This window comes from Trinickia terrae (genome assembly GCF_005144415.1).
Classification (GTDB): Bacteria; Pseudomonadota; Gammaproteobacteria; order Burkholderiales; family Burkholderiaceae; genus Trinickia_A; species Trinickia_A terrae.
Genome location: NZ_SWJE01000009.1, coordinates 107,982 through 131,143, shown reverse-complemented (window position 1 = coordinate 131,143; position 23,162 = coordinate 107,982). Strand labels below are relative to the sequence as shown.

Genomic DNA, 23,162 nt, shown 5'->3' with positions numbered 1-23,162 from the left:
GGCCGGCCGTCAGCGCGCGTCGGGCTCGCCGCCTTCGCCTGGCGCATCCGCTGCGCTAGGCGAAGGCGTGCCGCGCAGATCGGCGAGGAACGCATCGCGCCAGACGCCGAGGTTGTTCTTGCGCAGCACGGCCATATTGGCCTCGTGACGCCGCTTGCGCTCGGCAAGCGGCATCGACAACGCACGCTGCAGCGCCTCGGACATGCCCGTGAGGTCGTGCGGATTGACGAGCAGCGCGGCGGTGAGCTCGTCGGCCGCGCCCGCGAAGCACGACAGCACGAGCACGCCGGGATCGTCCGGATTCTGCGCCGCCACGTACTCCTTGGCGACGAGGTTCATGCCGTCGCGCAGCGGCGTGACGAAACCGACTTGCGACTCGCGAAAGAGCGACATCAGCTTGAGGCGGTCGTAGCGCTGGTTCAGATAGCGGATCGCCGTGTAGTCGAGCCCCGAGTAGCGGCCGTTGATCCGCCCGGCTTCGTACTCGAGGTTCTGGCGGATCTGCTGGTAGGTGTCGACGTCCGAGCGGGTCGGCGGCGCGATCTGGACGAGCGTGACGTTGCCGCGCCACTCGGGCGCTTTTTCGAGCAGCTGCTCGAAGGCCCGGAAGCGCTCGACGAGGCCCTTCGAATAGTCGAGCCGGTCGACGCTCATGATGAGCTTGCGTCCCTCGAGGCTCTCCTTGAGCTCCAGCACGTGCTGGCGGCTTTCGTAGCGCTCGGCTTGCGCCGCGATCTCGTCGGGAAACACGCCGATCCGGTAGACGCCCGTGCGCAGCGTGCGGCCGAAGGCCCGAACCTGCCCGGCCGGCTCCACGGCGCCATGCGCGCAGCGGACGATGTAGTCGTGAAACGCGGTCCGGTCGGTTTCCGTCTGAAAGCCGAGCAAGTCATAGCAGCAGAGCGACTTCGCCAGCTCTTCGTGCGGCGGCACGTTGAGCAGGACCTGCGGCGATGGAAACGGAATATGCAGGAAGAACCCGATGCGGTTGCCGATGCCCTCCTGGCGAAGCGCTTCGGCAAACGGAATCAGGTGGTAGTCGTGGACCCAGACGATGTCGTCGGGCTCGAGCAGCTTGATGAGCTTGTGGGCAAGCCACGCATTCACGCGCCGGTAGCCCGCGTACTCGTCGCGCTCGTAGACGGCCAGATCGTTGCGATAGTGGAACACAGGCCACAGCATCGCATTCGAAAAGCCGCGGTAATACTGGTCGTAGTCGCGCTTGGGCAGGCCGACGGTGGCGAAGGTCACGGCGCCGTCCACTTCCAGCGTCGGCCCGGCGTTCGCGACCGTCTCGCTGACGACGTCACCGCTCCAGCCGAACCAGACGCCGCCCATGTCCTTCAGCGCACCGAACACCGCGACCGCAAGCCCCCCCGCCGAGCCCTTGGTTTCCGTGGGCGTCGCGACGCGGTTGGAGACCACGACCAGGCGGCCCATGGCGCGTCAGCCCGTCGGAGTCAGAAAACGCGGTGAGCGCGAGGGCCGTTCCATATCGGTCTCAATCGCCTGACTTGCAGGGAAACGCCTTGCCGAGCCCAAGCGCGATCACCGTGCTCGCGTTGTAGTTCACCGAGTTCGGATTCTCGGCGACATACTTGCGCACGGCGTCCGTCATCTGCTGCGTGCGCGTGTCCGCCGGCAGGCAGAAGTATTGGCCGACGCGCGGCCCTGTGGTGCCGCCGATCGCGTCGATCGTGTTGTATACGCCGTCCGCGGCGCCCTCGATATAGGCTGCGCACGCGCTGCGCGAAGCAACGTCGGTCCGTGTGCACAGCTTGTTGAGGTCGCCGCCCGTGAACGCGGCTGCCGTCAGTGGCACGGCCAGCGCGCCGGCGCATATCAAAGCCCGCAGCATGGTTTTCCTTTCATTTGAGCGGTATATCGCGGTGAGAAGATCGGTCTTTAGGCCGATTCGACGAGCGCGGCGAGCGCCGCGCTGCAACTTCGTCATTTTGCACTGTTTTGTGACGCGGCAGGCGCCGCGGCGGGCACTTGTTGCGCGTTCTGCATGCGCGCCTCGAGGCCTTCGGTCACGTCCTTCGCGTGATATTGCTTCGCGAAATCGAGCGCGGTCAGGCCGAGCTGGTTCTTGACCGAGAGGTCCGCGCCCGCGTCGAGCAGCAGCTTGACCGTCGTGATGTGATTGCCGCGCGCGGCCATCATCAGCGGCGTCGTGCCGTTGGGCGAGCCCGCGTCGATGTAGGCCGAGTGATCGATCAGGAGTTGCGCGACCTCGTCCTGGCCGTTGGCCGCCGCGTAGTGCAGCGGCGTCCAGCCTTTCTTGTTGACCTCGGCGTCCTTGCCGATCAGGAGCTTGACGAGGTCGGCGTCGCCATTGAGCGCGGCCAGCATCATCGCGTTCTCGCCGGCGGCGTCGAGCTTTTCGAGGTCCGTCTTCGGGTTCGCGGCGAGCGCGGCCGCCACCTGGTCGGACTTCTCGCGCGCTGCAATGACGAGGATCGGCGTGCCGTCCTTGTCGGTCATGTTCGGGTCCATGCCGTTCGCGAGCTGCTTGTTCACTTCCTTCACGTCATCGAACTTCACGGCCTTGATCATCGTGTCGGCAGGCGACGCATGCGCGGCCGGGGCGGCGAAGGCCGCGCACATCAAGCCTCCGGCAAGCGCCAGGGAAAGGCGGCCGGCACCGCGGCGCCAGACGCCCGGGCGGGCCGCGGAGGTTGCCAAAGCGATAGCCGAAGCTTGCGATTCAATCATGGTATTTTTCATGTTCAACATTAATTTCCCCTCCCAATACGTTGATAGCAATGGGATTTTCGATCATTCCGCGACGGGCGCCGCGTCTTTGAAGAGGCGGAAGAAGTTCTGCGTCGTGGCCGCCGCCAGCTCCGCTTCCGGCATCTCGCGCTGCTGCGCGATGAAGCGTCCGACATAACTTACGTACGCAGGTTCATTGGGCTTGCCGCGATACGGCACGGGCGCGAGGTACGGCGAGTCGGTTTCGATCAGGAGCCGCTCGAGCGGCACGCGCCGCGCGACGTCCTGCACGTCGGCCGCGCTCTTGAACGTGACGATGCCCGACAGCGAAATGTAAAAATTCTGTGCGAGCGCGCGCTCGGCGATGGGCCACGGCTCCGTGAAGCAGTGCATCACGCCGCCCGGCACGCCGGCGCGCTCCTCTTCCATGATGCGCAGCGTGTCGTCAGCCGCGGCGCGTGTGTGGACGATGAGCGGCTTCATCGTCGCGTGCGCCGCGCGGATGTGGGTGCGGAAGCGTTCGCGCTGCCACTCCATGTCGTCGATCGAGCGGCCTTCGAGGCGGTAATAGTCGAGGCCGGTCTCGCCGATCGCGACGACCTTCGGGTGCGCGGCCAGCTCCACGAGCTCCGCGACGCTCGGCTCCTTCGCGTCCTCGTGGTCCGGATGCACGCCGACCGATGCGTACACGTTCTCGTAAGCGCGCGCGATCTCCAGCACCGACGGCAGCGTCTCGAGATCGACTGAGACACACAGCGCATGCGTGACATCGTGCTCGCGCATGTTTTCGAGCACTTGGGGCAGCCGGTCGCCGAGGCCTTCGAAGTTGATATGGCAGTGTGAGTCGACAAACATCGTGAGTTTCCTTCTGGCCCCATGCGGTGAATGTGAAGCGTGATTTTCCCGCGTTAGACGAACAGCGCGCGATAGCCGATGAACAACTCCTCGAAAACCAGCCGTGCGTTGAGCGGGTGGTTCTCGACCGCGCGCTGGCGCGCGACCATCCTCATGAAACGCGCGAACGCGTTGGCGTCGATCTGCGCGGAGCAGCGCGCGAGCGCGCCCGACGCCGCCGGGAAATAGCGCGGCGCGCCTGCGGTGCGCTCGGCGAGCAGGTCGTACAGCCAGCGCTGCATCCAGCCGAGCACGACGGGCACTGGCAGCTTCTGCAGCGTCTCACCGCACGCGAAGGCGTCGCAATCGGCGCCGGCAGCGAGCTGCTTGAGCGTCCAGTCGCGCAGCACGCGGTTCTCGTCGACGGCGAGCGCGAGCGCCGCGAGCGGCGCGCCCCCCGCTTCGGCGAGCAGCGCCGGGGCGTCGTCGACGCCCTCTTTCGCGAGCCATTGCGCCGCGGCGCCGGCAGCCGGCGTCGGCATCGGCCATTGGCGGCAGCGGCTCACGATGGTCGGCAACAGACGGTCGACGCGCGCCGACACCAGCAGGAACACCACGCCGGCCGGCGGCTCTTCGAGTGTTTTCAAGAGCGCATTGGCCGCCGCGACGTTGAGCGCCTCGGCCGGATACATCACGACGACGCGCGCCCCGCCGCGATGCGACCCCACGCCGACAAAGTCGAGCAGCCCGCGCACCTGCTCGATCTTGATCTCCTTGCTCGGCGTGCGCGTCTTCTTGCCGTCGTCGGCATCGGCCTTTTCCTCGGCGGCAGCGGCGGCCGCCGCCGTGCCGGCCTCGGCGGCCAGCGCCTCGGGCAGCACGATGCGGTAGTCGGGGTGATTGCCTTGCACGAACCAGTTGCAGGCCGCGCAGGCGCCGCAGGGTTCGCCGTTCTCGAGCGGCGCTTCGCACAGCAGCCCTTGCGCGAGATGTTGTGCGAAGCGCAGCTTGCCGATGCCGGCCTGGCCATACAGCAGGAGCGCATGCGGCCATTGCGGGCGCAATTGCTGCAGGCGGTTCCAGTCGTCGGTTTGCCACGGATAGATCATGTTCGACTTTGGTTCGCTTGAGGGGGGTCAGACAGCGAGGCTCGCGATGATGCTTTCGAGCGTTTCCTGGATGCGGGGAATGCTTTGCGTCGCGTCGACGATCGCGAAGCGGTGCGGCGCCTCTTCCGCGCGCCGCAGGTATTCGGCGCGGGTGCGCGCGAAAAACGCTTCCGTTTCGCTCTCGAACTTGTCGGGCGCGCGCGCCGCGCCGCGCCGCTCGCTCGCGGTTTCGGTCGGTACGTCGAACAGCACCGTCAAATCAGGCCCGAAGCCGCCCTGCACCCAGCGCTCGAGCGCCTCGAGCTTGTCGCGCGGCAAGCCGCGGCCGCCGCCCTGATAGGCGAACGTCGCGTCGGTGAAACGGTCGGAGAGCACCCAGTCGCCGCGCGCGAGCGCCGGCTCGATCACCTGCGCGAGATGCTCGCTGCGCGCCGCGAACATCAGGAGCGCCTCGGTTTCCAGGTTCATCGGCTGATGCAGCAGGATCTCGCGCAGCGCTTCGCCGAGCGGCGTGCCGCCCGGCTCGCGCGTGACGACCACCGCGCGCCCCGACGGCGCGAGCAGCGTCTCGAGGCGCTCGCGAAACCAGGCGAGGTGCGTGGTCTTGCCCGCGCCGTCGATGCCTTCGAACGTAATGAATTTCCCCCGCGCCATCGTTTATTGACCTCGAATGTATTTGTCGACGGCCTTGTTGTGGTCGCCGAGCGTGTCTGAGAACTGGCTGCTGCCGTCGCCGCGCGACACGAAGTAGAGCGCGCTGCTCGACGCCGGGTTCATGGCCGCCTGCAACGACGCGGCGCCCGGCAGCGCGATCGGCGTCGGAGGCAGGCCGGTCCGCGTGTAGGTATTGTAGGGAGTGTCGGTTTGCAGATCGCGCTTCTTCAAATGTCCCACGTAGGCGTCGCCCATCCCGTAGATGACCGTCGGGTCGGTCTGCAGCGGCATGCCCGCCCTGAGCCGGTTGTCGAACACCGCCGCGACGAGCGGCCGGTCGCTCGCGAGGCCGGTTTCCTTCTCGATCAGCGAGGCCATGATCAGCGCTTCGTAAGGCGATTTGTAAGGCAGGCCCGGCGCGCGCGCCGTCCATGCCTCGGTGAGCCGCAGCTTCATGAGCTTGTAGGCGCGGCGGTAGATATCGAGGTCGCTCGTGTCCTTGTCGAACAGGTAGGTGTCCGGGAAGAACAGCCCCTCGGCGTTCGCCGCGTTCGTCTCGGCCGCGCCGATCGCCTTCAGCAGATCGGCGTCGCTCATGCCGGCCGTGTCGTGCTTGACGGCGGGGTTCGCGTCGAGCTCCGCGCGCATGCGCTTGAAGGTCCAGCCTTCGATGATCGTCGCCACGTATTCGTTGACGTCGCCGCGCACCATCTTCTGCAGCAGGTCGTACGGCGTGATGCCGTCCTTGAATTCGTAGTTGCCCGATTTGAGCTGGCTTTGCAGGCCCAGCGCGCGCGTCATCACGATGAAGAGCTCCGGCTCGACGGGCACGCCGCCGCGGTTGAGCTGCTGCATGACGCTGCGCACCGTGCTGCGCGGCTTGATCGTGACGTCGAGCGTGGGCTGCGCGAGCGTGAGCGGGCTCACCGCCCAGTGATAGCCGCCGGCGGCGGCCCCGGCGGCGAGCACAACAACGACTGCCCCGAGGACGAGGCATTTCTTCAGAAGGGACATGCGGAACAAGGCTCAGAGGGACCTCATATAATAACTGCTCGCCTACGCCAAAGTCAGGATTGACTGCAGACCAAATCCATGAATGTCCCGAACGCTTCAGCGACTCCAGCCCCGATTGCCGCAACGCCTGGCGCAACTGTCGCGCCCCCTGCGCCCGCCGCCGCTCCCCTGCCGCTCCTGCCCCGGCCTGCCGCCGCCGAATTCGAGGCGGCCCTCGAACGCGGCGCCTACATGCCGCTCACGCAGTTCGGCGTGATCGACGTACACGGCGACGATGCCGCCAGCTTCCTGCACAGCCAGCTCACCAACGATGTCCAGCATCTCGACGCCGCCACCGCGCGCCTCACCGGCTATTGCTCGCCGAAGGGCCGCCTGCTCGCGTCTTTCCTCAGCTGGCGCACGGGCGACACGATTCGCCTGCTGATCTCGAAGGACATTCAGGCGGCGGTGCAAAAGCGGCTGTCGATGTTCGTGCTGCGCGCGAAGGCGAAGCTCGCGGATGCGAGCGCCCAGCTTGCGGTGGTCGGTTTCGCCGGGGATGTGAGGAAGGCGCTGTCGCAAGTCTTCGACGCGCTGCCCGACGCCGTGCACGTCCAGGTCGACGGCCCCGCGGGCTCGCTGATCCGCGTGCCGGATGCCGCGGGGCGCCTGCGCTACCTGTGGATCGGGCCGCAGGCGGAAGTCGCCGCGCGGCGGCCCTTGCTCGAGGGCGCGCTCGCGCAGGTGTCGCCGGCCGTGTGGGACTGGCTCGACATCCGAGCCGGCGAGCCGCGCATCACGCAGCCGGCCGTTGAGCAGTTCGTGCCGCAGATGGTCAACTTCGACGTGCTCGACGGCGTGAATTTCCGCAAGGGCTGCTATCCGGGCCAGGAGGTCGTCGCGCGCAGCCAGTACCGGGGGACGATCAAGCGGCGCATGGCGCTCGCGCACGCCGCGCTCGAACTCGCCGACGTCCGGGCCGGCAGCGAGCTCTTTCATTCGGACGACCCGGGCCAGCCCTGCGGCCAGATCGTCAATGCGGCGTCGGCGCCGGAAGGCGGGGTCGATGCGCTCGTCGAGATCAAGCTTGCCGCGCTCGAAAACGGCGCGGTGCATCTGGGCAGCGCCGACGGTCCCGCGCTGCGCTTCATGCCGTTGCCGTACGCTTTGCCGGCCGAAGCCTGAAGCCGCCGATGTTGCTTCAGACACGTCTCATCCCTGAACCATGTGCCTGATCGTTTTCGACTGGCGGCCCGCGGCCGGGCACGGCCCGTTCTTCACGCTGTCGGCCAACCGCGACGAGTACTTCCGCCGCACGGCGGAACCGCTCGGCTGGTGGGCCGATGCGCCCGGCCTCCTCGCAGGCCGGGACCTGGCCGGGGGCGGCACGTGGCTCGGCGTGTCGCGAGACGGACGCTTCGCCGCGCTGACCAACTACCGCGCCCCGCACGACATGCGGCCCGACGCGCCGACACGCGGCACGCTCGTGTCCGCGTATCTGCAGGGCGCTCCGCTTGCGCCGCTCGACTATCTGCATCGGATCGCCGAAACCGGCGCGGTCTATAACGGCTTCAATCTGCTGATCGGCGACTTCAAGCGGCGCGAGCTGGGCTGGTATTGCAATCGCTCGTCGGCGGCGCCGATCCTGCTCGATGCGGGCGCGCACGCGATCTCGAACGCCGTGCTCGATACGCCGTGGCCCAAGCTCGTGCGCAAGCGCGACGAGATGCGCCAGTTGCTGGAACACGATCCCGCCCCGCCGCTCGCCGCACTGATCGAGCTGATGCGTGACCCGCGCGTGGCGCGCGATGACGAGTTGCCAGCGACGGGCCTCACACTCGAGCGCGAGCGCGCGCTGTCGGCCGCTTTCATCGAAACGCCGGACTACGGCACGCGCGGCACGACCGCCTTGCGCGTGAACGCCCTGGCTTCAGGCTTGCAGTTGGAAATCGCCGAACGCAGCGACGACGACGGTACGCATCGGCTCATGCGGCCCGGCAACTTCGAGCGATCGTTCTCGTTCGACGTGGAGCGAGCGAGCCAACCAGGCTGACCTCTTCGCGACATGCAAATCAACCGCCGGCTTCCGGCCCGCGCAGCACGCGCACCATCTGCACATGTGGAATGCCGGCCTCCTCGACTTCGTCGCCGATGATCGCGAAGCCATGCCGCAGGTAAAACGGCACCGCGGTGCGCTGCGCGTAGAGCTCGACGTGCGCGTCGCCGCGCTGCTCGGCATGGCCGATCAGCGTTTCGAGCACGCGCGAGCCGATGCCGCCGCGCCGCGCCTCGCGCAGCACCGCCATCCGCCCGATCGCCCCCGTCTCCAATAGCCGCCCCGTGCCGACCGGATGACGCTCGCCGAACCGCTCGCTGTACGCCACGGCATGCAACGCATCGTTGTCGGCTTCGTCCCATTCGAGGGCCGCCGGGATCTGCTGCTCGCGCACGAAGACCGCATCGCGCACGCGCGCGGCATCGAGACCGAGCGTCGCCCAGTCGCCTACGTGCAGGATGATCCTGTTCATCGACATCTCCCCGGCGCGCACGCGATTTGCGCGATGCCGCCGTGTTTGTCAGCCGTATTCGACAGACCTTAGTCCGCCTCGAACGCGATGCGCAGCGCCGCTGCCGCCTCGGCATGCGCGCGCGCCACCTCCGGCACGAAGCCGCCCATCTTGAAGAATTCGTGAATCATGCCCGCATAGGGCTTGAGCGTCACCACGTTGCCCGCGGCCGAGAGCTTCTCCGCGTACGCGGCTCCTTCGTCGGAAAGCGGGTCGTATTCGGCCGTCGCGATCCATGCAGGGGCGACGCCGCGAAATGATGGCGCCCCGGACGGCGCCCCGCGCTTGCCGTCGAGCGGCGCGAAGCGCCAGTCGTCGCGATCCGCCGCGTCGCGCAGATACTGCTCGAAAAACCATTGGATCGTCTCGCCGGACAATAAAAAGCCGTCGCCCAGGCGCGCGTGGGAATCGGTTTGCTGATGCCCGGTCGTGCCGGGATAGATCAGCAGCTGCAACGCGAGCTTCAAGCCGGCGTCGCGCGCCAGCACCGCGCAGACCGTCGCGAGCGTGCCTCCCGCGCTGTCGCCGCCGACCGCGAGACGCGCCGCATCGACGCCATAGGTCAGCGCATGTTGCGTGAGCCATGTGAGCGCGTCGAACGCGTCGTCGACGGCGGTCGGAAACTTGTGTTCGGGCGCGAGGCGATAGTCGACGGACAGCACGGCGCAGCGCGCGTCGCGCGCGAACATCCGGCACAGCGCGTCGTGCGTGTCGACACTGCCGACCGTGAAACCGCCGCCGTGGTAGTACACGAGCGCGGGCAGCGGCTCGGCCCAGCTCGGCTCCGACGGTTGATAGAGCCGCGCGCGGATGTACGCGCCGTCGCGCGTCGGCACGTCGAGATCTTCGACGGAGAACATCCGCGCCGACGCGACCTCGAGTATCGGCGCGCTCTTTTCATAGGCAGCGCGCGCGGCCTGCGGTGTCAGCTCGTGATAGGCGGGACGCTTCGCCCGCGCGATCATGTCGAGCACCTGCTCGACCTTCGGATTCAACGGCATCGTGAAAGACGGTGTTGCGCGGCAACGTGCGCCGCGCGTGAATGGAAATCAGCCGGCCTCTATCGAGCGCCGATCATGCCACGAAGAAAAATCACCGCGCAGAAGAAAAATCCGTGCGCATGCGAAGAAAAATCGGCCCGCACGCGGCGCGCATCGATGATCGTTCACGCGCCACCCTTCACCTCCGGTTTCAACGCGTATGGGTCGGTCGGCGCGCGCATCTGCTCGATGTCTTCGTGCCGCACCCGCACGCTCTCCATGATGCTCGGGTGAGTCACGATGTAAAAGCGCCGCTCGCGAACGGCATCGAACGTCAGGTCAGCAACATCCGCCGCCGTGAGCTTGCCCGCGCGCACCGCCTTGTTCAATTGCCGGGCGGCGAGGACCTGCGACGGCGTCAGCGCAGCGCCGTTGCGCAGCTCGTCCGGCCGTGCGCGCTCGGCATCGGCGATGCCGGTCGGCACGAAGGCCGGGCACAGCAGCGAGCAGCCCACCTGGCCGCCGGCATTGCGCAGGTCGTGAAAGAGCGTCTCGGTCAACGCGACGACCGCGTGCTTGGACGCGTTGTAGATGCCCATCGACGGCGGCGACAGCAAGCCCGCCACCGACGCCGTATTGACGATGTGCGCCGGTTCGTTCTGCCGCAGCATGATCGGCGCAAACACGCGCACGCCGTGCGCGACGCCCATCACGTTGACGCCGAACACCCAGGCCCAGTCGTTTGCGCTGCTCTCCCACAGGAAGCCGCCCGCGCCGACGCCCGCGTTGTTGAAGAGCAGATGCGCCTTGCCATAAGCGTCGAGCGTGCGTTGCGCGAGCGCTTCGACCGCTTCGCCGTTCGACACGTCGGTGGGCACGCCGATCGCGTCCGCGCCCTGGGCGGCGAGCGCTTCGACGGCGGCGGCAAGCGCGCTCGCATCGACATCGGCCAGCACGAGCCTCATGCCGAGCGCCGCGCCTTTCTCCGCGAATGCACGGCCGAAACCGCTCGCTGCGCCGGTGATGACCGCGACCTTGCCTGCGAAATGCTCCATCTCGTCTCCAACGGTCAATTGGGGTGGGGAGGAGTGTAAGGGGTGGCTTTGAGAATCGACAATTTTTTCACTGTCGGCGCTTTGTTTCAGCCCTTGAAATCAAGGATATCCAGCCACATCCCGCCATCCGGCCAAAATGAATTGCATGCCATGCATGTGCGCTCAATGCTGCTATTCTCGGCTCGCGTCACGATTGGAATTCGAAGACCTGCGCATCAAATCAGCTTGACGAGCTGCTTGCCGAAGTTCTTCCCCTTCAAGAGCCCGATGAACGCCTCCGGCGCGTTCTCGAGCCCCTGCGCGATCGTCTCGCGATACTGCAGCTTCCCTTGCGCGACGAGCCCGCCGAGTTCGCGCAACGCCTGCGGCCAGACGTCCATGTGCTCGGTGACGATGAAACCCTGCATGAGCAGGCGCGAACGCAGGATGATGGACGGTTGCGCGAGCGGCACAGGCTGCCCGTCATAGCCCGCGATCATCCCGCAGAGCGCGATGCGGCCGAATGCGTTCATCCGCGCGAGCGTCGCATCGAGCCCCTCCCCGCCGACGTTTTCGAAACAGCCGTCGACGCCGCCGGGCGTTGCCGACTTCAGGTCCTCGTAGAGGTTGCCCGCCTTGTAGTCGACGCACGCGTCGAAGCCGAGCGTCTCGACCACGTAGCGGCACTTGTCGGGGCCGCCGGCGATGCCGACCGCGCGGCAGCCCGCAAGCTTCGCCAGTTGCCCGACGACGCTGCCCACCGCCCCGCTCGCCGCGCTCACGACTATCGTCTGGCCCGCGCGCGGCGCGATGATCGTGTTCAAGCCGTACCAGGCCGTGACGCCCGGCATGCCGACCGCGCCGAGATAGGCCGACAGCGGAACGTGCGTGTCGTCGACCTTGTGCAGGCCGGCGCCGTCCGAGGTGCCGTACTCCTGCCAGCCGAACATGCCGGCCACCTTGTCGCCGACGGCGAACGCCGCATGGTTCGACTCGACCACCTCGCCGGCCGTGGCGCCGATCATCACTTCGTCGAGCGGCTGCGGCTCGGCATACGACTTGGCGTCGCTCATGCGCCCTCGCATATAAGGATCGAGCGAGAGATAGTGGTTGCGCACGCGGACCTGGCCTTGCCCGAGCGGCGCGAGCGGCGTTTCGACGAGCTTGAAGTTGTCCGGCGTCACGGCCGCTTGCGGGCGCGACGCGAGCAGAATCTGGCGATTGAACAGCGTCATGGAGAGGCTCCTCGGTGGGGTTGTCAGCCGTCGCTCGGACCGGGCTTGACCGGCGGCGCGCGGCGCTTGCGTTGCTCGACGATATCGCGGCCCACGGCGAGCCGGCGCATGTACTTGAACGTGCCGAGCGCCTTTGCGACGAAATGGCCTTCGCTGTCGCGCACTTCGCCTTCGCAATAAGCCATCGTGGTCGAGCGGTGCAGCACCCGGCCGAACGCGCGCAGCTCGCCGCGCCCCGGCTGCATGAAGTTGACCTTCATTTCGACGGTGACGACGCCGACGCCCTCGTCCGCGAGGCTGCGCGCCGCGGTGGCGAGCGCGACGTCGGCGAGCGTCATCGTGATCCCGCCGTGCGCGACGCTCCAGGTGTTCAGGTGTTCGGAGGCGAGCGGCAGCACGAGCTCGCTCGCGCCGTTGACCGCCGTCACGAGACGCACGCCGAGATGATCGACAAACGGACTTTCGATCGCGGGCGGCGCCAGCTGCCCCGGCTCGCCCGAGGGATGTTGCGAATCGCTCATCACGCTGTGTCGAATCACTCTGTTCACCTTGTGCCGTGCGGTTTGAACGAACAACGCCGCAGATGATAACCGCATCCCGGATGGCGCGAATGCAGGCTCGCTCAGTCCATCCCCAGATGGGCGCGGATCGCCGGCATCATCCGCTCGACGGCCGCGCGCCCCTCGGCGATCGCCGGCTCCGCGCGATGAAAATCGAAGATGCTCATGCCGGAGAGGCGCGGCTGGATCAGGATGTCGGCCGGCTCGCCCGCGAGCCGGCTGCGCGTGATGCGCACCTGCATGATGTCGATGCTCTGCGCCATCGAGCTCAGCATCGACGGCACCCGCGCGCTCGGCATCGGCGCGGCGCGCACGTCGTCCTCGGCGAAAGCAGGATTCGGCTGCAGCCACTTCGGCCACGGCTTGCCGTTGCGCCTCACGCTGCCGGGCGGCGGCGCATCGGGGGCGTGCACGGGCGGCTCGGCGACGAACCCGCCCAGGTCGCGGCCGTTCAGCAAATCGTTGGTCAGATCGATCGCGATGACGAAGTCGGCGCGCATCGCGCGCGCGGCCGACACCGGGACCGGATTGGAAAGGCCGCCGTCGACGAGCCAGACGCCCTCGTGCCAGACCGGCGTGAAGAGCCCTGGAATCGCGATCGAAGCACGCACGGCCTCTACCACGCGGCCGTCCTGCAGCCAGATCTCGCGCCCCGTGTCGAGCTCGGTCGCCACCGCCGCGTAGGGTATCTTCAGCGCGCCGATCTCGCAGCCGTTGAAGCGCTTCGCGAAGAGCTGGATCACCTTCTTGCCGCCCAGGAGGCCGCCGGAGATCTGTAGATCCAGGAGCCGCACCACCGTCTGCCAGGTGAGCAGCGAAACCCATTCCTCGAGCCAGTCGAGGTCGCCATTCGCGTACACCGCGCCGACCAGCGCGCCGATCGACGTGCCGCAGACGACGTCCGGCACGATGCCGGCCTCGTGCAGCGCGCGAATCGCGCCGATGTGCGCCCAGCCCCGCGCGGCGCCGCCGCCCAGGACCAGTCCGATGCGGGGTTTGCGGGCGAGGCGCCTCGCGATGCCTCCCTCCGTGTGCTCGTCGGCTCGATGCCGGGGTAAAAAGTGCATGGCAGATTCAAATATCTTCGTTACGTTCACATTGTGACGCGATGCGCCGCTGCCCGCAGACGCGCGGCGCCGTCATGCGATGCCTCACGCACATATAGCACGAGCACGCGAGCGCGCGGCGCCGGCACTCTTTCAAACCGTCAGCTTCGGGGCATCGGGTATCGCCGACTGGCAAGCCTTACCGAACTGCCCTACATTCCGCTGCAAAACCAGAGGAGCCCGCCATGGCCGCGTTCGGCAAGATGTGGCAGTTGATCGTCGGTAAACCGCTCGACCCGCTCGACCCCCGCACCCGTCACGCGATCGCGGTCACGCCGATCCTCGCCTGGGTCGGGCTCGGCGCCGACGGCCTCTCGTCGTCGTGCTACGGCCCCGAGGAGGCGTTCCTCGCGCTCGGCCATCACACGCCGCTTGCGCTCTTTCTCGCGGTCGCCACTGCGGCGACGGTCTTCATCATCGCGCTCGGCTACAACCAGGTCATCGAGCTGTTCCCCACGGGCGGCGGCGGCTATCGCGTCGCGACGGCCCTGCTCGGGCCGCGTCCCGGGCTCGTGTCGGGTGCGGCGCTCCTCGTCGATTACGTGCTCACCATCGCGACCTCGCTCGCGAGCGGCGTCGACGCATTCTTCAGCCTATTGCCGGTCAGCGCCCAGGCTTTCAAGCTCGCCACAGAGCTGATCCTCATCGTGCTGATGACAGGGCTCAACTTCCGCGGCATGAAGGAATCGATCCTCGTGCTGCTGCCGATCTTCATGGGCTTCGTCGTGCTGCATCTCGGCCTGATCGTCTACGGCGTGGCGGTGCACGGCAACCACCTGGCCGGCGTCGTGCCGGGCGCGTTCAGCGAAGCGCACGGCATGTCGCAATCGCTCGGGCCGCTCGTGGTCATGGCGCTCTTGATGCGGGCGTTCTCGCTCGGCGGCGGGACCTATACCGGTCTCGAAGCCGTCTCGAACAACGTCAACATGCTGGCCGAGCCGCGCGTGCCGAACGGCAAGTGGACCATGTTCTACATGGCGACCTCGCTCGCCTTCACGGCGGGCGGCATCATCCTGCTCTACATGCTCTGGAATGCGCAGCCCGTCGAAGGGCAGACGCTCAATGCGGTCGTGTTCGGCAGCGTGATCGACAACCTGGGGCTCGGCTCGCCGTTCGCGCGGCATGCGCTGCTCGCCGCGGTGCTGGCGTTCGAGGCGGGGCTGCTGCTCGTCGGCGCGCAAACGGGCTTTCTCGACGGGCCCGCGGTGCTGTCCAACATGGCGTCCGATTCATGGGTGCCGCGCCATTTCCGCGACCTGTCGACGCGCCTCGTGCGCCAGAACGGCATCGTCGTGATGGGCGTGGCGAGCCTCCTGATCCTGGGCTGGACGCACGGCAACGTGGACGTGCTCGTCGTGCTGTACAGCATCAACGTGTTCCTCACGTTCAGCCTGTCGCTGCTGGGCTTGTGCACGTATTGGTGGCGCAAGCGCCACGAAGGCAACTGGCTCGTGCATTTCGCGCTGTCGGCGCTGGGTCTCTCGGTGACGGCCACGGTGCTCGTGATCACGCTGATCGAGAAGCTCACCTCGGGCGGCTGGCTGACGGTGCTCGTGACCAGCGCGGTCGTCGCGCTGTGCTTCATCATCAAGCGCCATTACGGCGATACGCGCGCGCAGCTCGCGAAGGAAGATGCGCTCTTCGCCGGCGCGGCGCCCACGGTCGACGAACCCGGGCCGGGCAAGCCGGACCCGTCGCAGCCGACCGCGATCCTGCTCGTCGGCAAGCATCGCGGCGCGAGCATGCATGCGCTGCTATGGGTGAACCGGCTCTTTCCAGGGCACTTCAAGAACGTGATTTTCCTGGCGGTCGGCGAAGTCGACGCGAAGGCATACGAAGGAGCCGAGCATCTCGATCGCCTGAAAAAGACGATCTCCACGGCGCTCGAGTATTACGTGGCGCACTGCCGCCGCAACGGCATGGCGTCCGACTACCGCATCGCGTTCGGCACGCATCCGATCGGCGAATTCATGAAGCTCGCCGAGTCCACCATGGACGAGTATCCGAATAGCGTCTGTTTCGCGAGCAAGCTGATTTTCAAGCGGGTCAACTTCCTCACGGCGTGGCTGCACAACCAGACGCCCGTCGAGATTCAGACGCGCCTGCACTTGCAGGGCAAGCAGATGGTGCTGCTGCCGATGAATGTCGGATGAGTCAGGGCTTGTTCACGCGGACGACAGGCCCTAGTGAGCCATGCGCTCGCGCACCCGGGCGAGCGCCGAGGTTGCGTCCGGGTCGGCGTTCCCGGCTTGCTCGTCTACGCGCTGATATCCGGCCAGCGCAGCATCCAGGCGTCCCGCGAACTCGTCGCAGGCGGCCACGTTGAACGCAAGCGCGCGGCTGGCCGGATTCGCCGCAGCAAACGACGACCACAGCGGGCACGCCTTGTCGAAACGCCCGGTGCGGGCAAATGCCAATGCGCGGTCGAACGGCTCGACGGAGCGCGGGTCGAGCCCGTCCTTGCTGTCCTTGTATTTGACGGCGACTTGCACTTCGTAGGGGGCGACGTCCTCGCGCGCCTGCCGGAACGCATCGCTCATCGCTTCGGCGGCCAGCGTTCGATCCGCTGCCTCGTCGCCGGCGTCATCGCACCAGGACGACGTCGCCACACCGATCTTCGTCGCGCCATAGACGACCTTCCCTCGCCTCACATCGGTCAGGCGCGGCGACAGCTCGAAGCGCGCCGTCTTCGTCGTGCAGCGGACCTCCTTGGTGTAGCAGCCGGACGTGTTGCTCGTCGGGCAGAACATGCGTGTAGCCGTCGCGAGCGTCGTGGCGATCGGCAGCGCGTTTGCCGAGCCGGTGTAGACGGCGTCGGCGGGAGTCAAATTGCTGTATGACGAGGCCGGGTCGGGACTTCTTGCCGCCGGCTTCGGAAGCAGGCTGCCTATCGATGCAGAAAGAAGACTCGCGGCGGAGGTCGGGACACTGCCGGCCGGCGAAACCGGAGAAGGGACGTTGCCTGGTACCGGAGGCGAAGCCGGAACGCTGCTTGGCGTCGAAATCGGAGCGAGGCCTGCCAGCGGCTTCGGATCGAGGCCTGCCCATGATTTCGGATCCAGATTCGCCAACGACTTCGGATCGGCATTGGCAAGCGACGCTGGATCGAGGTTCGCCAGCAACTTCGGGTCGAGATTCGGAAGCGCCGCTGGATCGACGTTAGCCGGCAATGTCGAATTGACGTTCGCCACCGATCGCGTCAGCAAGTCCACCGTCGAATCGTCCATCGTGCGCCATTCGTAGACGGTGAAATAGGGCCGCCCTTCGTACCGGGCGGAGCTCAGCATGCGCTCGAAATCGTTCGCCGCCTCGAGGCCTCGGTTGCCGTCGAACGGCAACACAGCGACGCGGCGATATTGGGCCGCGCTGGTCCTGGCGGGAAACTCGGCGGGCGCGACGGCTGGCGGCGGGGTCGCGCATCCGGCGAGGAAGGCCGATGCCAGCCCCGCCGCACAAACGAGCCGCTTCAGGCAATCAAAGGAAAGGAGCGATCCGGCTGGAAACAGAGGCGGCTGGAGTCTCATAACGGGCTGCGATGGCGCGCGAAGTTTCGAACGGGCGCCATCGTAACGTGCCCCAGCCTGAACCGGTCTCTAAATTGCCCGGCGCCTACACGATCTCGAACAGCCCTGCCGCGCCTTGCCCGCCGCCGATGCACATCGTCACGACCGCGTACTTCACGCCGCGCCGGCGCCCTTCGATCAGCGCGTGCCCGGTAAGCCGCGCGCCCGACACGCCATAGGGATGCCCGACCGCGATCGCACCGCCGTTCACGTTGAGGCGTTCGTTCGGTATCCCGAGCGTGTCGCGGCAGTAGAGCACCTGCACCGCGAACGCTTCGTTGAGCTCCCACAGGCCGATGTCGTCGACCTTGAGACCGGCCTGCTTCAAGAGCTTCGGCACCGCGAAGACTGGGCCGATGCCCATTTCGTCCGGCTCGCAGCCCGCCACGGCGAAGCCGCGGAACACGCCGAGCGGCCGCAGGCCTTCGCGCTCGGCCACTGCCGCATTCATCACGACGCACGCCGACGCGCCGTCCGAAAACTGGCTCGCGTTGCCCGCCGTGATGACGCCGCCCGGCAGCGCGGTGCGGATCTTCGCGACGCCCTCGAGCGTCGTATCGGCGCGGATGCCTTCGTCGGCCGCGATCGTCACCTGCCCGGTGTAGAGACGCCCCGTCGCCTTGTCGGCGAGCCCGGCCGTCACCGTCATCGGCGCGATCTCGTCGGCGAACTTGCCGGCGGCCTGCGCGGCCGCCGCACGCTGCTGCGACTGCACGCCGTATTCGTCCTGCCGCTCTTTCGAGATGCCGTAGCGCTTCGCGACGTTCTCGGCGGTCTGCAGCATCGACCAGTAGATCTCGGGCTTGTGCTCCCGCAGCCAGCCCTCGGTCATCATGTGGCGGTTCATCTCGTTCTGCACGCACGAGATCGATTCGACGCCGCCTGCGACATACACGTCCCCTTCACCCGCGATCACGCGCTGCGCGGCAAGCGCGATCGTCTGCAGGCCCGACGAGCAGAAGCGGTTGACCGTCATGCCGGGCACGCCGACCGGCAGCCCGGCGCGCAGCGCGATCTGGCGGGCGATGTTGCCGCCCGTCGCGCCTTCGGGATTCGCACAGCCCATCACGACGTCCTCGACACGCGCGGGATCGATCCCGGCGCGCGCGACCGCGGCTTGCACGACATGGCCGCCCAGGGTCGCGCCATGCGTCATGTTGAACGCGCCGCGCCACGATTTGGCAAGGCCCGTGCGGGCGGTCGATACGATTACTGCGTCGGTCATTTGTCTCTCCGAATTCGAATATTGATCCGCGTTGATTTGTTTTTACGCGAGCACGTCCGCGGCGCTGACCCGCGCAACGCCGGCCGCGCGCATGTCCTGCCACGCTTTGTCGAGCGAGCCGTCGAGATCGATCGCGCGGCACGCGTCGTCGATCACGGCGACTTCGAAACCGGCGCCACGCGCGTCGAGCGCCGTCCAGGCAACGCAATAATCGGTGGCAAGCCCGCAGCAAAACACGCGAGTCACGCCGAGGTCGCGCAGATAGCCCGCGAGCCCCGTGCGCGTCGTGCCGTCGGCTTCGAGAAACGCCGAGTAGCTGTCGATCTCGCGGTGATGCCCCTTGCGGATCACGAGGCGCGCGTGGGGAATGTCGAGGTCGCGATGCAAGGCCGCGCCGGGCGTGCCCTGGACGCAATGCACGGGCCACAGCACCTGCCGCCCGTAGGGCAGCGCGATCGTCTCGAACGGCTGGTGCGGCGGATGATGCGCGGCGAACGAGATGTGATCGGCGGGATGCCAGTCCTGCGTCAGGACCACGTGCTCGAAAGCCTGCGCGAGCCGGTTGATGATCGGCACGACCTGATCGCCGTCGGCCACGGCCAACGCGCCGCCCGGCATGAAATCGTTCTGCACGTCGACGACGAGCAGAACCTCGTCTGCGCTTTTCATCGTGTCACCTCGCTAAACGCCGTGCGCCGGACGGCCGGACCCCTCAACCGTTGAACCCGCGGCCCGCTTTCGCGAGCTCGGTAACGAGCGGCGCGATCTCCCACGCGTCACCGTTCTGCTGCGACGCATAGCGAGCCATCGCGCGCTCGACGTTGTAGAGGCCGACGGTGTCCGCATGGAGCATCGGGCCGCCGCGCCAGAGCGGGAAGCCATAGCCGGTCAGATAGACCATGTCGATGTCCGAGGCCTTCGATGCGATTCCTTCCGCGAGAATCTTCGCGCCTTCGTTGACGAGCGCGAACACGAGCCGCTCGACGATCTCGTCGTCGCCGATCTCGCGGCGCGCGCAGCCGATCTCGCCGGAGTACGCGACGATCATCTCGTCGACGAGCGCCGACGGCCGCGCGGTGCGATCGCCCGGCCGGTAGTCGTACCAGCCGCCACCGGTCTTCTGGCCAAAGCGGCCGGTCTCGCAGAGGCGGTCGGCGATCCTCGAATAGTGCATGCCGGGCTGCTCCGCGTAGCGCCGCTTGCGGATCGCCCAGCCGATGTCGTTGCCCGCGAGATCGCTCATCCGGAATGGCCCCATCGCAAAGCCGAAGCGCTCGATCGCGCCGTCGATCTGCGCGGGCAGCGCGCCCTCTTCGAGCATGAAGAGCGCCTGGCGGATGTATTGCTCGATCATCCGGTTGCCGATGAAGCCGTCGCAGACGCCCGAGACCACCGCCGTCTTCTTGATCCGCTTGGCGACCTGCATGACCGTGGCGAGGACATCCTTCGCGGTGTGCTCGCCGCGCACGACTTCGAGCAGCTTCATCACGTTCGCGGGGCTGAAGAAGTGCATGCCGACGACGTCCCCGGGACGCGTCGTGAACGCCGCGATCTTGTTCAAGTCGAGCGTCGACGTGTTCGACGCCAGGATTGCTCCGGGCTTGGCGATCTCGTCGAGACGGCGGAACACCTGCTCCTTCACGCCAAGTTCCTCGAACACCGCTTCGACGATCAGGTCGGCGCCGGCGAGATCGTCATAGGAGAGCGTCGGCGTGATGAGCGCCATGCGCGTCTCGAGCGCTTCCTGGGTGAGCTTGCCTTTCTTGACGGTCGTCTCGTAGTTCTTGCGGATCGTCGCGAGGCCGCGCTCGAGCGCCTCCGGCTTCGTCTCCAGCAGCATGACCGGCAGGCCCGCGTTGACGAAATTCATCGCGATGCCGCCGCCCATCGTGCCGGCGCCGATCACGGCGACCTGCTTGATCGCGCGCACGGGCGTGTCGGAGGGGACGTCGGGAATCTTGCTCGCGGCCCGCTCTCCGAAGAACGCATGGCGCAGCGCGCGGCTCTCCGGCGTCTGCACGAGCGCGAGGAAGCACTCGCGTTCGAACGCGAGGCCGTGATCGAAGCCCTTGAGCACGCCCGCTTCGATCGCATCGATGCACTTGCCCGGCGCGGGGAAGGGCTTCGCGACGGCCGCGACGCTGTTGCGCGAGAACTGGATGAAGCCGGCGGCGTTTTCATGCTGGATCTTGCGGTCGCGCAAACGAGGGTGCGTGCCGCCCGCATCCTTCTCCGCCACGCGGCGTGCGAACGCCAGCGCGGCTTCGAGCACGTCGCCTTCGGCCATCTCGTCGAAGAGCCCGCTGTCCGTCAGCTTCTCCGACATCACCGTCGCACCCGACACGATCATGTTCAGCGCAGCCTCCAGCCCGATCGCGCGCGGCAGACGCTGCGTGCCGCCCGCGCCGGGCAGCAAGCCGAGCTTCACTTCGGGCAGCGCGATCTGCGCGCCGGGCACGCCGACGCGGTAGTGCGCGCCGAGCGCGAGCTCCAGGCCGCCGCCCATCGCCACGCTGTGGATCGCCGCGACGACCGGCTTCGCGCTCGCTTCGACCGCGCGGATGACGGTAGCGAGCGTCGGCTCCTGAAGCGCTTTCGGCGTGTTGAATTCGGTGATGTCGGCGCCGCCCGAGAACGCTGTGCCGGAGCCCGTCAACACGATGGCGGAAATCGCCGGATCGCGCTCGGCGCGCGCGAGGCCGTCCATGATGCCGATGCGCGTCGAAAGGCCGAGCCCGTTGACGGGGGGATTGTTCAGCGTGATGACGGCAACGCCGTCACGTGTCGTGTAGTCCACTGCCATCTGTCTGCCTCCAGCTTTGCATGAGACCGGATACGCGGATCATTGTCCGCGCACCGGCGAGTGGAAGCTAGGATACACACAATAGAACGATCGTTCAATTTTTCTGGACCGCGCCCGGGATCGCCGTCCGCAGCACGTGCTCGCGGAACATCTCGCGCAGCTTGAGCTTCTGCAGCTTGCCGGTCGCCGTATGCGGCAGTTGCTCGACGAACACGACGTCGTCGGGAATCCACCACTTCGCGACCTTTCCTTCATAGAACGCAAGCAGTTCATCACGCGTGATGTTCTCGCCCGCGCGCGGGACGACGACGAGCAGCGGCCGCTCCGTCCATTTCGGATGCGCGATCGCGATGCATGCCGCCTCCGCCACGGCCGGATGCGCGATCGCGACGTTCTCGATTTCGATCGAGCTGATCCATTCGCCGCCCGACTTGATGACGTCCTTGCTGCGGTCAGTGATGTGGAGGAAGCCATCGCGGTCGATGGTCGCGACATCGCCCGTCGGGAACCAGCCGTCGACGAGCGGCGAGGCGTCGCTGCGGAAATACCGGTCGATGACCCACGGCCCGCGCACGTGCAGGTCGCCGAACGCGACGCCGTCGCGCGGCAGCTCGCGCCCGTCGTCGCCGACGATCTTCATGTCGACGCCGAAAATCACCGCGCCCTGCTTCTCCAGCAAGCGGCGCCGCTCCGCGAGCGGACGCTGCGACTGCTCCCAATTGAGCCGCATCAGCGTGCCGAGCGGCGACATCTCGGTCATCCCCCAGGCGTGGATCACGCGCACGCCATAGACGTCCTCGAATTCGCGCAGCACCGCCGGCGGACACGCGGAGCCGCCGATCACCGTGCGCGCGAGCGACGAGAAGCGCTTGCCGGTCTCGCGCACGTACTGGAGCAGGCCCATCCAGACGGTCGGCACGCCCGCCGAGAACGTAACGCGCTCGGCTTCCATCAGCTCGTAGAGCGACTTGCCGTCGAGATCCTTGCCAGGCAGAACGAGCTTCGCGCCGGCGAGCGGCGCCGCGTGCGGAATGCCCCAGGCATTCACATGGAACATCGGCACGACGGGCAGCACGGCATCGCGCGCCGAGCAGCCCATCGCGTCGGGCAGCGCCGCGCCGTAGGCGTGCAGCACCGTCGAGCGGTGCGAGTACAGCGCGCCCTTCGGGTGGCCCGTGGTGCCCGACGTGTAGCAGAGGTTGGATGCCGAGCGCTCGTCGAGCGCGGGCCAGTCGAAGACGCCGTTTTCAGCGGCGAGCAGCGTTTCGTAACTCAGGGCGGGCGTCGCGAGCGCCGGCATGTGCGCCTCGTCGGCCAGCGCGATCCAGCCCTTCACCTTCGGGCAATGCGGCGCCACCGCATCGACGAGCGCGGCGAACGTCGTGTCGAACAGCACGTAGCTGTCGTCGGCGTGATTGATGATGAACGCGACCTGTTCGGCAAAGAGACGCGGATTGATCGTGTGGCAGACCGCGCCGAACCCGGTGACGCCGTAATACGCCTCGAGGTGGCGATAGCCGTTCCAGGCGAGCGTGCCGATGCGCCCGCCCAGCGCGACGCCGAGCCGGATCAGCGCCTGCGCGAGCTGCTTCGCGCGCTGCTCGCAATCGCGGTACGTGTAGCGGTGGATGTCGCCCTCGATGCGCCGCGACACGATCTCGGTATCGCCCGCGTACCTCGCGGCATGCGCGAGCAGCGACGACACGTTGAGCGGCACGTCCATCATCTGACCCAGCAACGGCGTTGTCATTTCCGTTCGTCTCCTCGTCATGGGTAGGCCC

Annotated in this window: 21 protein-coding genes; 3 read left to right on the top strand and 18 right to left on the bottom strand. The window is 67.2% G+C overall.

The features are described from left to right. Window positions 1–9: 9 nt before the first annotated feature. The 7 genes from otsA to mltG form a co-directional block, all read right to left on the bottom strand. The gene (gene otsA, locus FAZ69_RS18085) at window positions 10–1,440 is read right to left on the bottom strand and encodes an alpha,alpha-trehalose-phosphate synthase (UDP-forming) (protein ID WP_136896451.1); all 1,431 of its coding nucleotides are present in this window, start codon (window positions 1,438–1,440) and stop codon (window positions 10–12) included. 61 nt (window positions 1,441–1,501) lie between these two features. Then, on the bottom strand, window positions 1,502–1,858 hold the full coding sequence (locus tag FAZ69_RS18080; protein WP_136896450.1) for a Rap1a/Tai family immunity protein: 357 nt from the start codon (window positions 1,856–1,858) through the stop codon (window positions 1,502–1,504). A 92-nt stretch (window positions 1,859–1,950) separates the two neighbouring features. After that, the gene (locus FAZ69_RS18075; RefSeq protein ID WP_136896449.1) at window positions 1,951–2,730 is read right to left on the bottom strand and encodes an ankyrin repeat domain-containing protein; all 780 of its coding nucleotides are present in this window, start codon (window positions 2,728–2,730) and stop codon (window positions 1,951–1,953) included. Window positions 2,731–2,781: 51 nt separating this feature from the next. Then, window positions 2,782–3,573, bottom strand: coding sequence for a TatD family hydrolase (locus FAZ69_RS18070; RefSeq protein WP_136896448.1), 792 nt, complete (start codon window positions 3,571–3,573; stop codon window positions 2,782–2,784). Between the two features lie 53 nt (window positions 3,574–3,626). After that, window positions 3,627–4,661 carry a DNA polymerase III subunit delta' gene (locus tag FAZ69_RS18065; RefSeq protein WP_136896447.1) on the bottom strand — a complete coding sequence of 345 codons (1,035 nt, stop codon included), beginning with the start codon at window positions 4,659–4,661 and terminating at the stop codon, window positions 3,627–3,629. A 27-nt stretch (window positions 4,662–4,688) separates the two neighbouring features. After that, window positions 4,689–5,315 carry a dTMP kinase gene (gene tmk, locus FAZ69_RS18060; protein ID WP_136896446.1) on the bottom strand — a complete coding sequence of 209 codons (627 nt, stop codon included), beginning with the start codon at window positions 5,313–5,315 and terminating at the stop codon, window positions 4,689–4,691. Between the two features lie 3 nt (window positions 5,316–5,318). After that, window positions 5,319–6,329: an endolytic transglycosylase MltG gene (mltG, locus tag FAZ69_RS18055; protein WP_136896445.1), complete on the bottom strand. Its 1,011-nt coding sequence runs from the start codon at window positions 6,327–6,329 to the stop codon at window positions 5,319–5,321. 78 nt (window positions 6,330–6,407) lie between these two features. Here mltG and ygfZ point away from each other — a divergent pair, with 78 nt between their 5' ends. After that, window positions 6,408–7,493, top strand: a complete 1,086-nt coding sequence (gene ygfZ / locus FAZ69_RS18050; protein WP_136896444.1) for a CAF17-like 4Fe-4S cluster assembly/insertion protein YgfZ — start codon at window positions 6,408–6,410, stop codon at window positions 7,491–7,493. A 40-nt stretch (window positions 7,494–7,533) separates the two neighbouring features. After that, window positions 7,534–8,361: an NRDE family protein gene (locus FAZ69_RS18045; RefSeq protein WP_136896443.1), complete on the top strand. Its 828-nt coding sequence runs from the start codon at window positions 7,534–7,536 to the stop codon at window positions 8,359–8,361. Between the two features lie 19 nt (window positions 8,362–8,380). Here FAZ69_RS18045 and FAZ69_RS18040 read toward each other — a convergent pair whose 3' ends face one another. From FAZ69_RS18040 to FAZ69_RS18015, 6 genes are all read right to left on the bottom strand, one after another. Continuing rightward, window positions 8,381–8,836, bottom strand: coding sequence for a GNAT family N-acetyltransferase (locus FAZ69_RS18040; RefSeq protein ID WP_136896442.1), 456 nt, complete (start codon window positions 8,834–8,836; stop codon window positions 8,381–8,383). 68 nt (window positions 8,837–8,904) lie between these two features. Next, complete coding sequence (locus tag FAZ69_RS18035) at window positions 8,905–9,876, bottom strand: alpha/beta hydrolase (RefSeq protein ID WP_136896441.1); 972 nt, start codon at window positions 9,874–9,876, stop codon at window positions 8,905–8,907. A 164-nt stretch (window positions 9,877–10,040) separates the two neighbouring features. Beyond that, complete coding sequence (locus FAZ69_RS18030; RefSeq protein WP_136896440.1) at window positions 10,041–10,910, bottom strand: SDR family oxidoreductase; 870 nt, start codon at window positions 10,908–10,910, stop codon at window positions 10,041–10,043. Between the two features lie 215 nt (window positions 10,911–11,125). Beyond that, window positions 11,126–12,124 carry an NADP-dependent oxidoreductase gene (locus tag FAZ69_RS18025; RefSeq protein WP_136896439.1) on the bottom strand — a complete coding sequence of 333 codons (999 nt, stop codon included), beginning with the start codon at window positions 12,122–12,124 and terminating at the stop codon, window positions 11,126–11,128. Between the two features lie 23 nt (window positions 12,125–12,147). Next, window positions 12,148–12,645: a PaaI family thioesterase gene (locus tag FAZ69_RS18020; protein WP_136896438.1), complete on the bottom strand. Its 498-nt coding sequence runs from the start codon at window positions 12,643–12,645 to the stop codon at window positions 12,148–12,150. A 101-nt stretch (window positions 12,646–12,746) separates the two neighbouring features. Further along, window positions 12,747–13,751: a patatin-like phospholipase family protein gene (locus FAZ69_RS18015; RefSeq protein WP_136896437.1), complete on the bottom strand. Its 1,005-nt coding sequence runs from the start codon at window positions 13,749–13,751 to the stop codon at window positions 12,747–12,749. A gap of 224 nt (window positions 13,752–13,975) precedes the next feature. Between FAZ69_RS18015 and FAZ69_RS18010 the strand changes: the two genes are divergently transcribed. Further along, entirely contained in the window at window positions 13,976–15,943 is a 1,968-nt protein-coding gene (locus FAZ69_RS18010; protein ID WP_136896436.1) for an APC family permease, read from the top strand. Between the two features lie 30 nt (window positions 15,944–15,973). Here the strand turns inward: FAZ69_RS18010 and FAZ69_RS18005 are convergent, their stop codons facing one another. The 5 genes from FAZ69_RS18005 to FAZ69_RS17985 form a co-directional block, all read right to left on the bottom strand. Further along, the gene (locus tag FAZ69_RS18005) at window positions 15,974–17,077 is read right to left on the bottom strand and encodes an RAD23 family protein (protein ID WP_136896435.1); all 1,104 of its coding nucleotides are present in this window, start codon (window positions 17,075–17,077) and stop codon (window positions 15,974–15,976) included. Window positions 17,078–17,399: 322 nt separating this feature from the next. Beyond that, the gene (locus FAZ69_RS18000; RefSeq protein WP_136896434.1) at window positions 17,400–18,578 is read right to left on the bottom strand and encodes an acetyl-CoA C-acyltransferase; all 1,179 of its coding nucleotides are present in this window, start codon (window positions 18,576–18,578) and stop codon (window positions 17,400–17,402) included. Between the two features lie 42 nt (window positions 18,579–18,620). Beyond that, window positions 18,621–19,247, bottom strand: a complete 627-nt coding sequence (gene pncA / locus FAZ69_RS17995; protein WP_136896433.1) for a bifunctional nicotinamidase/pyrazinamidase — start codon at window positions 19,245–19,247, stop codon at window positions 18,621–18,623. 43 nt (window positions 19,248–19,290) lie between these two features. Then, window positions 19,291–21,381: a 3-hydroxyacyl-CoA dehydrogenase NAD-binding domain-containing protein gene (locus FAZ69_RS17990; RefSeq protein ID WP_136896432.1), complete on the bottom strand. Its 2,091-nt coding sequence runs from the start codon at window positions 21,379–21,381 to the stop codon at window positions 19,291–19,293. A 94-nt stretch (window positions 21,382–21,475) separates the two neighbouring features. Continuing rightward, window positions 21,476–23,131: a 3-(methylthio)propionyl-CoA ligase gene (locus FAZ69_RS17985; RefSeq protein ID WP_136896431.1), complete on the bottom strand. Its 1,656-nt coding sequence runs from the start codon at window positions 23,129–23,131 to the stop codon at window positions 21,476–21,478. Between the last annotated feature and the right edge of the window lie 31 nt (window positions 23,132–23,162).

Bases quoted from the DNA above. Each gene is read 5' to 3' on its own strand.
- FAZ69_RS18065 (WP_136896447.1), bottom strand. From the start codon at position 4,661: ATGATCTATCCGTGGCAAACCGACGACTGGAACCGCCTGCAGCAATTG.
- FAZ69_RS18080 (WP_136896450.1), bottom strand. From the start codon at position 1,858: ATGCTGCGGGCTTTGATATGCGCCGGCGCGCTGGCCGTGCCACTGACG.
- FAZ69_RS17990 (WP_136896432.1), bottom strand. From the start codon at position 21,381: ATGGCAGTGGACTACACGACACGTGACGGCGTTGCCGTCATCACGCTG.
- ygfZ (WP_136896444.1), top strand. From the start codon at position 6,408: ATGAATGTCCCGAACGCTTCAGCGACTCCAGCCCCGATTGCCGCAACG.
- FAZ69_RS18010 (WP_136896436.1), top strand. From the start codon at position 13,976: ATGGCCGCGTTCGGCAAGATGTGGCAGTTGATCGTCGGTAAACCGCTC.
- FAZ69_RS18045 (WP_136896443.1), top strand. From the start codon at position 7,534: ATGTGCCTGATCGTTTTCGACTGGCGGCCCGCGGCCGGGCACGGCCCG.
- otsA (WP_136896451.1), bottom strand. From the start codon at position 1,440: ATGGGCCGCCTGGTCGTGGTCTCCAACCGCGTCGCGACGCCCACGGAA.
- FAZ69_RS18025 (WP_136896439.1), bottom strand. From the start codon at position 12,124: ATGACGCTGTTCAATCGCCAGATTCTGCTCGCGTCGCGCCCGCAAGCG.
- FAZ69_RS18030 (WP_136896440.1), bottom strand. From the start codon at position 10,910: ATGGAGCATTTCGCAGGCAAGGTCGCGGTCATCACCGGCGCAGCGAGC.
- FAZ69_RS18000 (WP_136896434.1), bottom strand. From the start codon at position 18,578: ATGACCGACGCAGTAATCGTATCGACCGCCCGCACGGGCCTTGCCAAA.
- FAZ69_RS18040 (WP_136896442.1), bottom strand. From the start codon at position 8,836: ATGAACAGGATCATCCTGCACGTAGGCGACTGGGCGACGCTCGGTCTC.
- FAZ69_RS17985 (WP_136896431.1), bottom strand. From the start codon at position 23,131: ATGACAACGCCGTTGCTGGGTCAGATGATGGACGTGCCGCTCAACGTG.
- pncA (WP_136896433.1), bottom strand. From the start codon at position 19,247: ATGAAAAGCGCAGACGAGGTTCTGCTCGTCGTCGACGTGCAGAACGAT.
- FAZ69_RS18075 (WP_136896449.1), bottom strand. From the start codon at position 2,730: ATGAAAAATACCATGATTGAATCGCAAGCTTCGGCTATCGCTTTGGCA.
- tmk (WP_136896446.1), bottom strand. From the start codon at position 5,315: ATGGCGCGGGGGAAATTCATTACGTTCGAAGGCATCGACGGCGCGGGC.
- FAZ69_RS18035 (WP_136896441.1), bottom strand. From the start codon at position 9,876: ATGCCGTTGAATCCGAAGGTCGAGCAGGTGCTCGACATGATCGCGCGG.
- FAZ69_RS18070 (WP_136896448.1), bottom strand. From the start codon at position 3,573: ATGTTTGTCGACTCACACTGCCATATCAACTTCGAAGGCCTCGGCGAC.
- FAZ69_RS18020 (WP_136896438.1), bottom strand. From the start codon at position 12,645: ATGAGCGATTCGCAACATCCCTCGGGCGAGCCGGGGCAGCTGGCGCCG.
- FAZ69_RS18015 (WP_136896437.1), bottom strand. From the start codon at position 13,751: ATGCACTTTTTACCCCGGCATCGAGCCGACGAGCACACGGAGGGAGGC.
- FAZ69_RS18005 (WP_136896435.1), bottom strand. From the start codon at position 17,077: ATGCTGAGCTCCGCCCGGTACGAAGGGCGGCCCTATTTCACCGTCTAC.
- mltG (WP_136896445.1), bottom strand. From the start codon at position 6,329: ATGTCCCTTCTGAAGAAATGCCTCGTCCTCGGGGCAGTCGTTGTTGTG.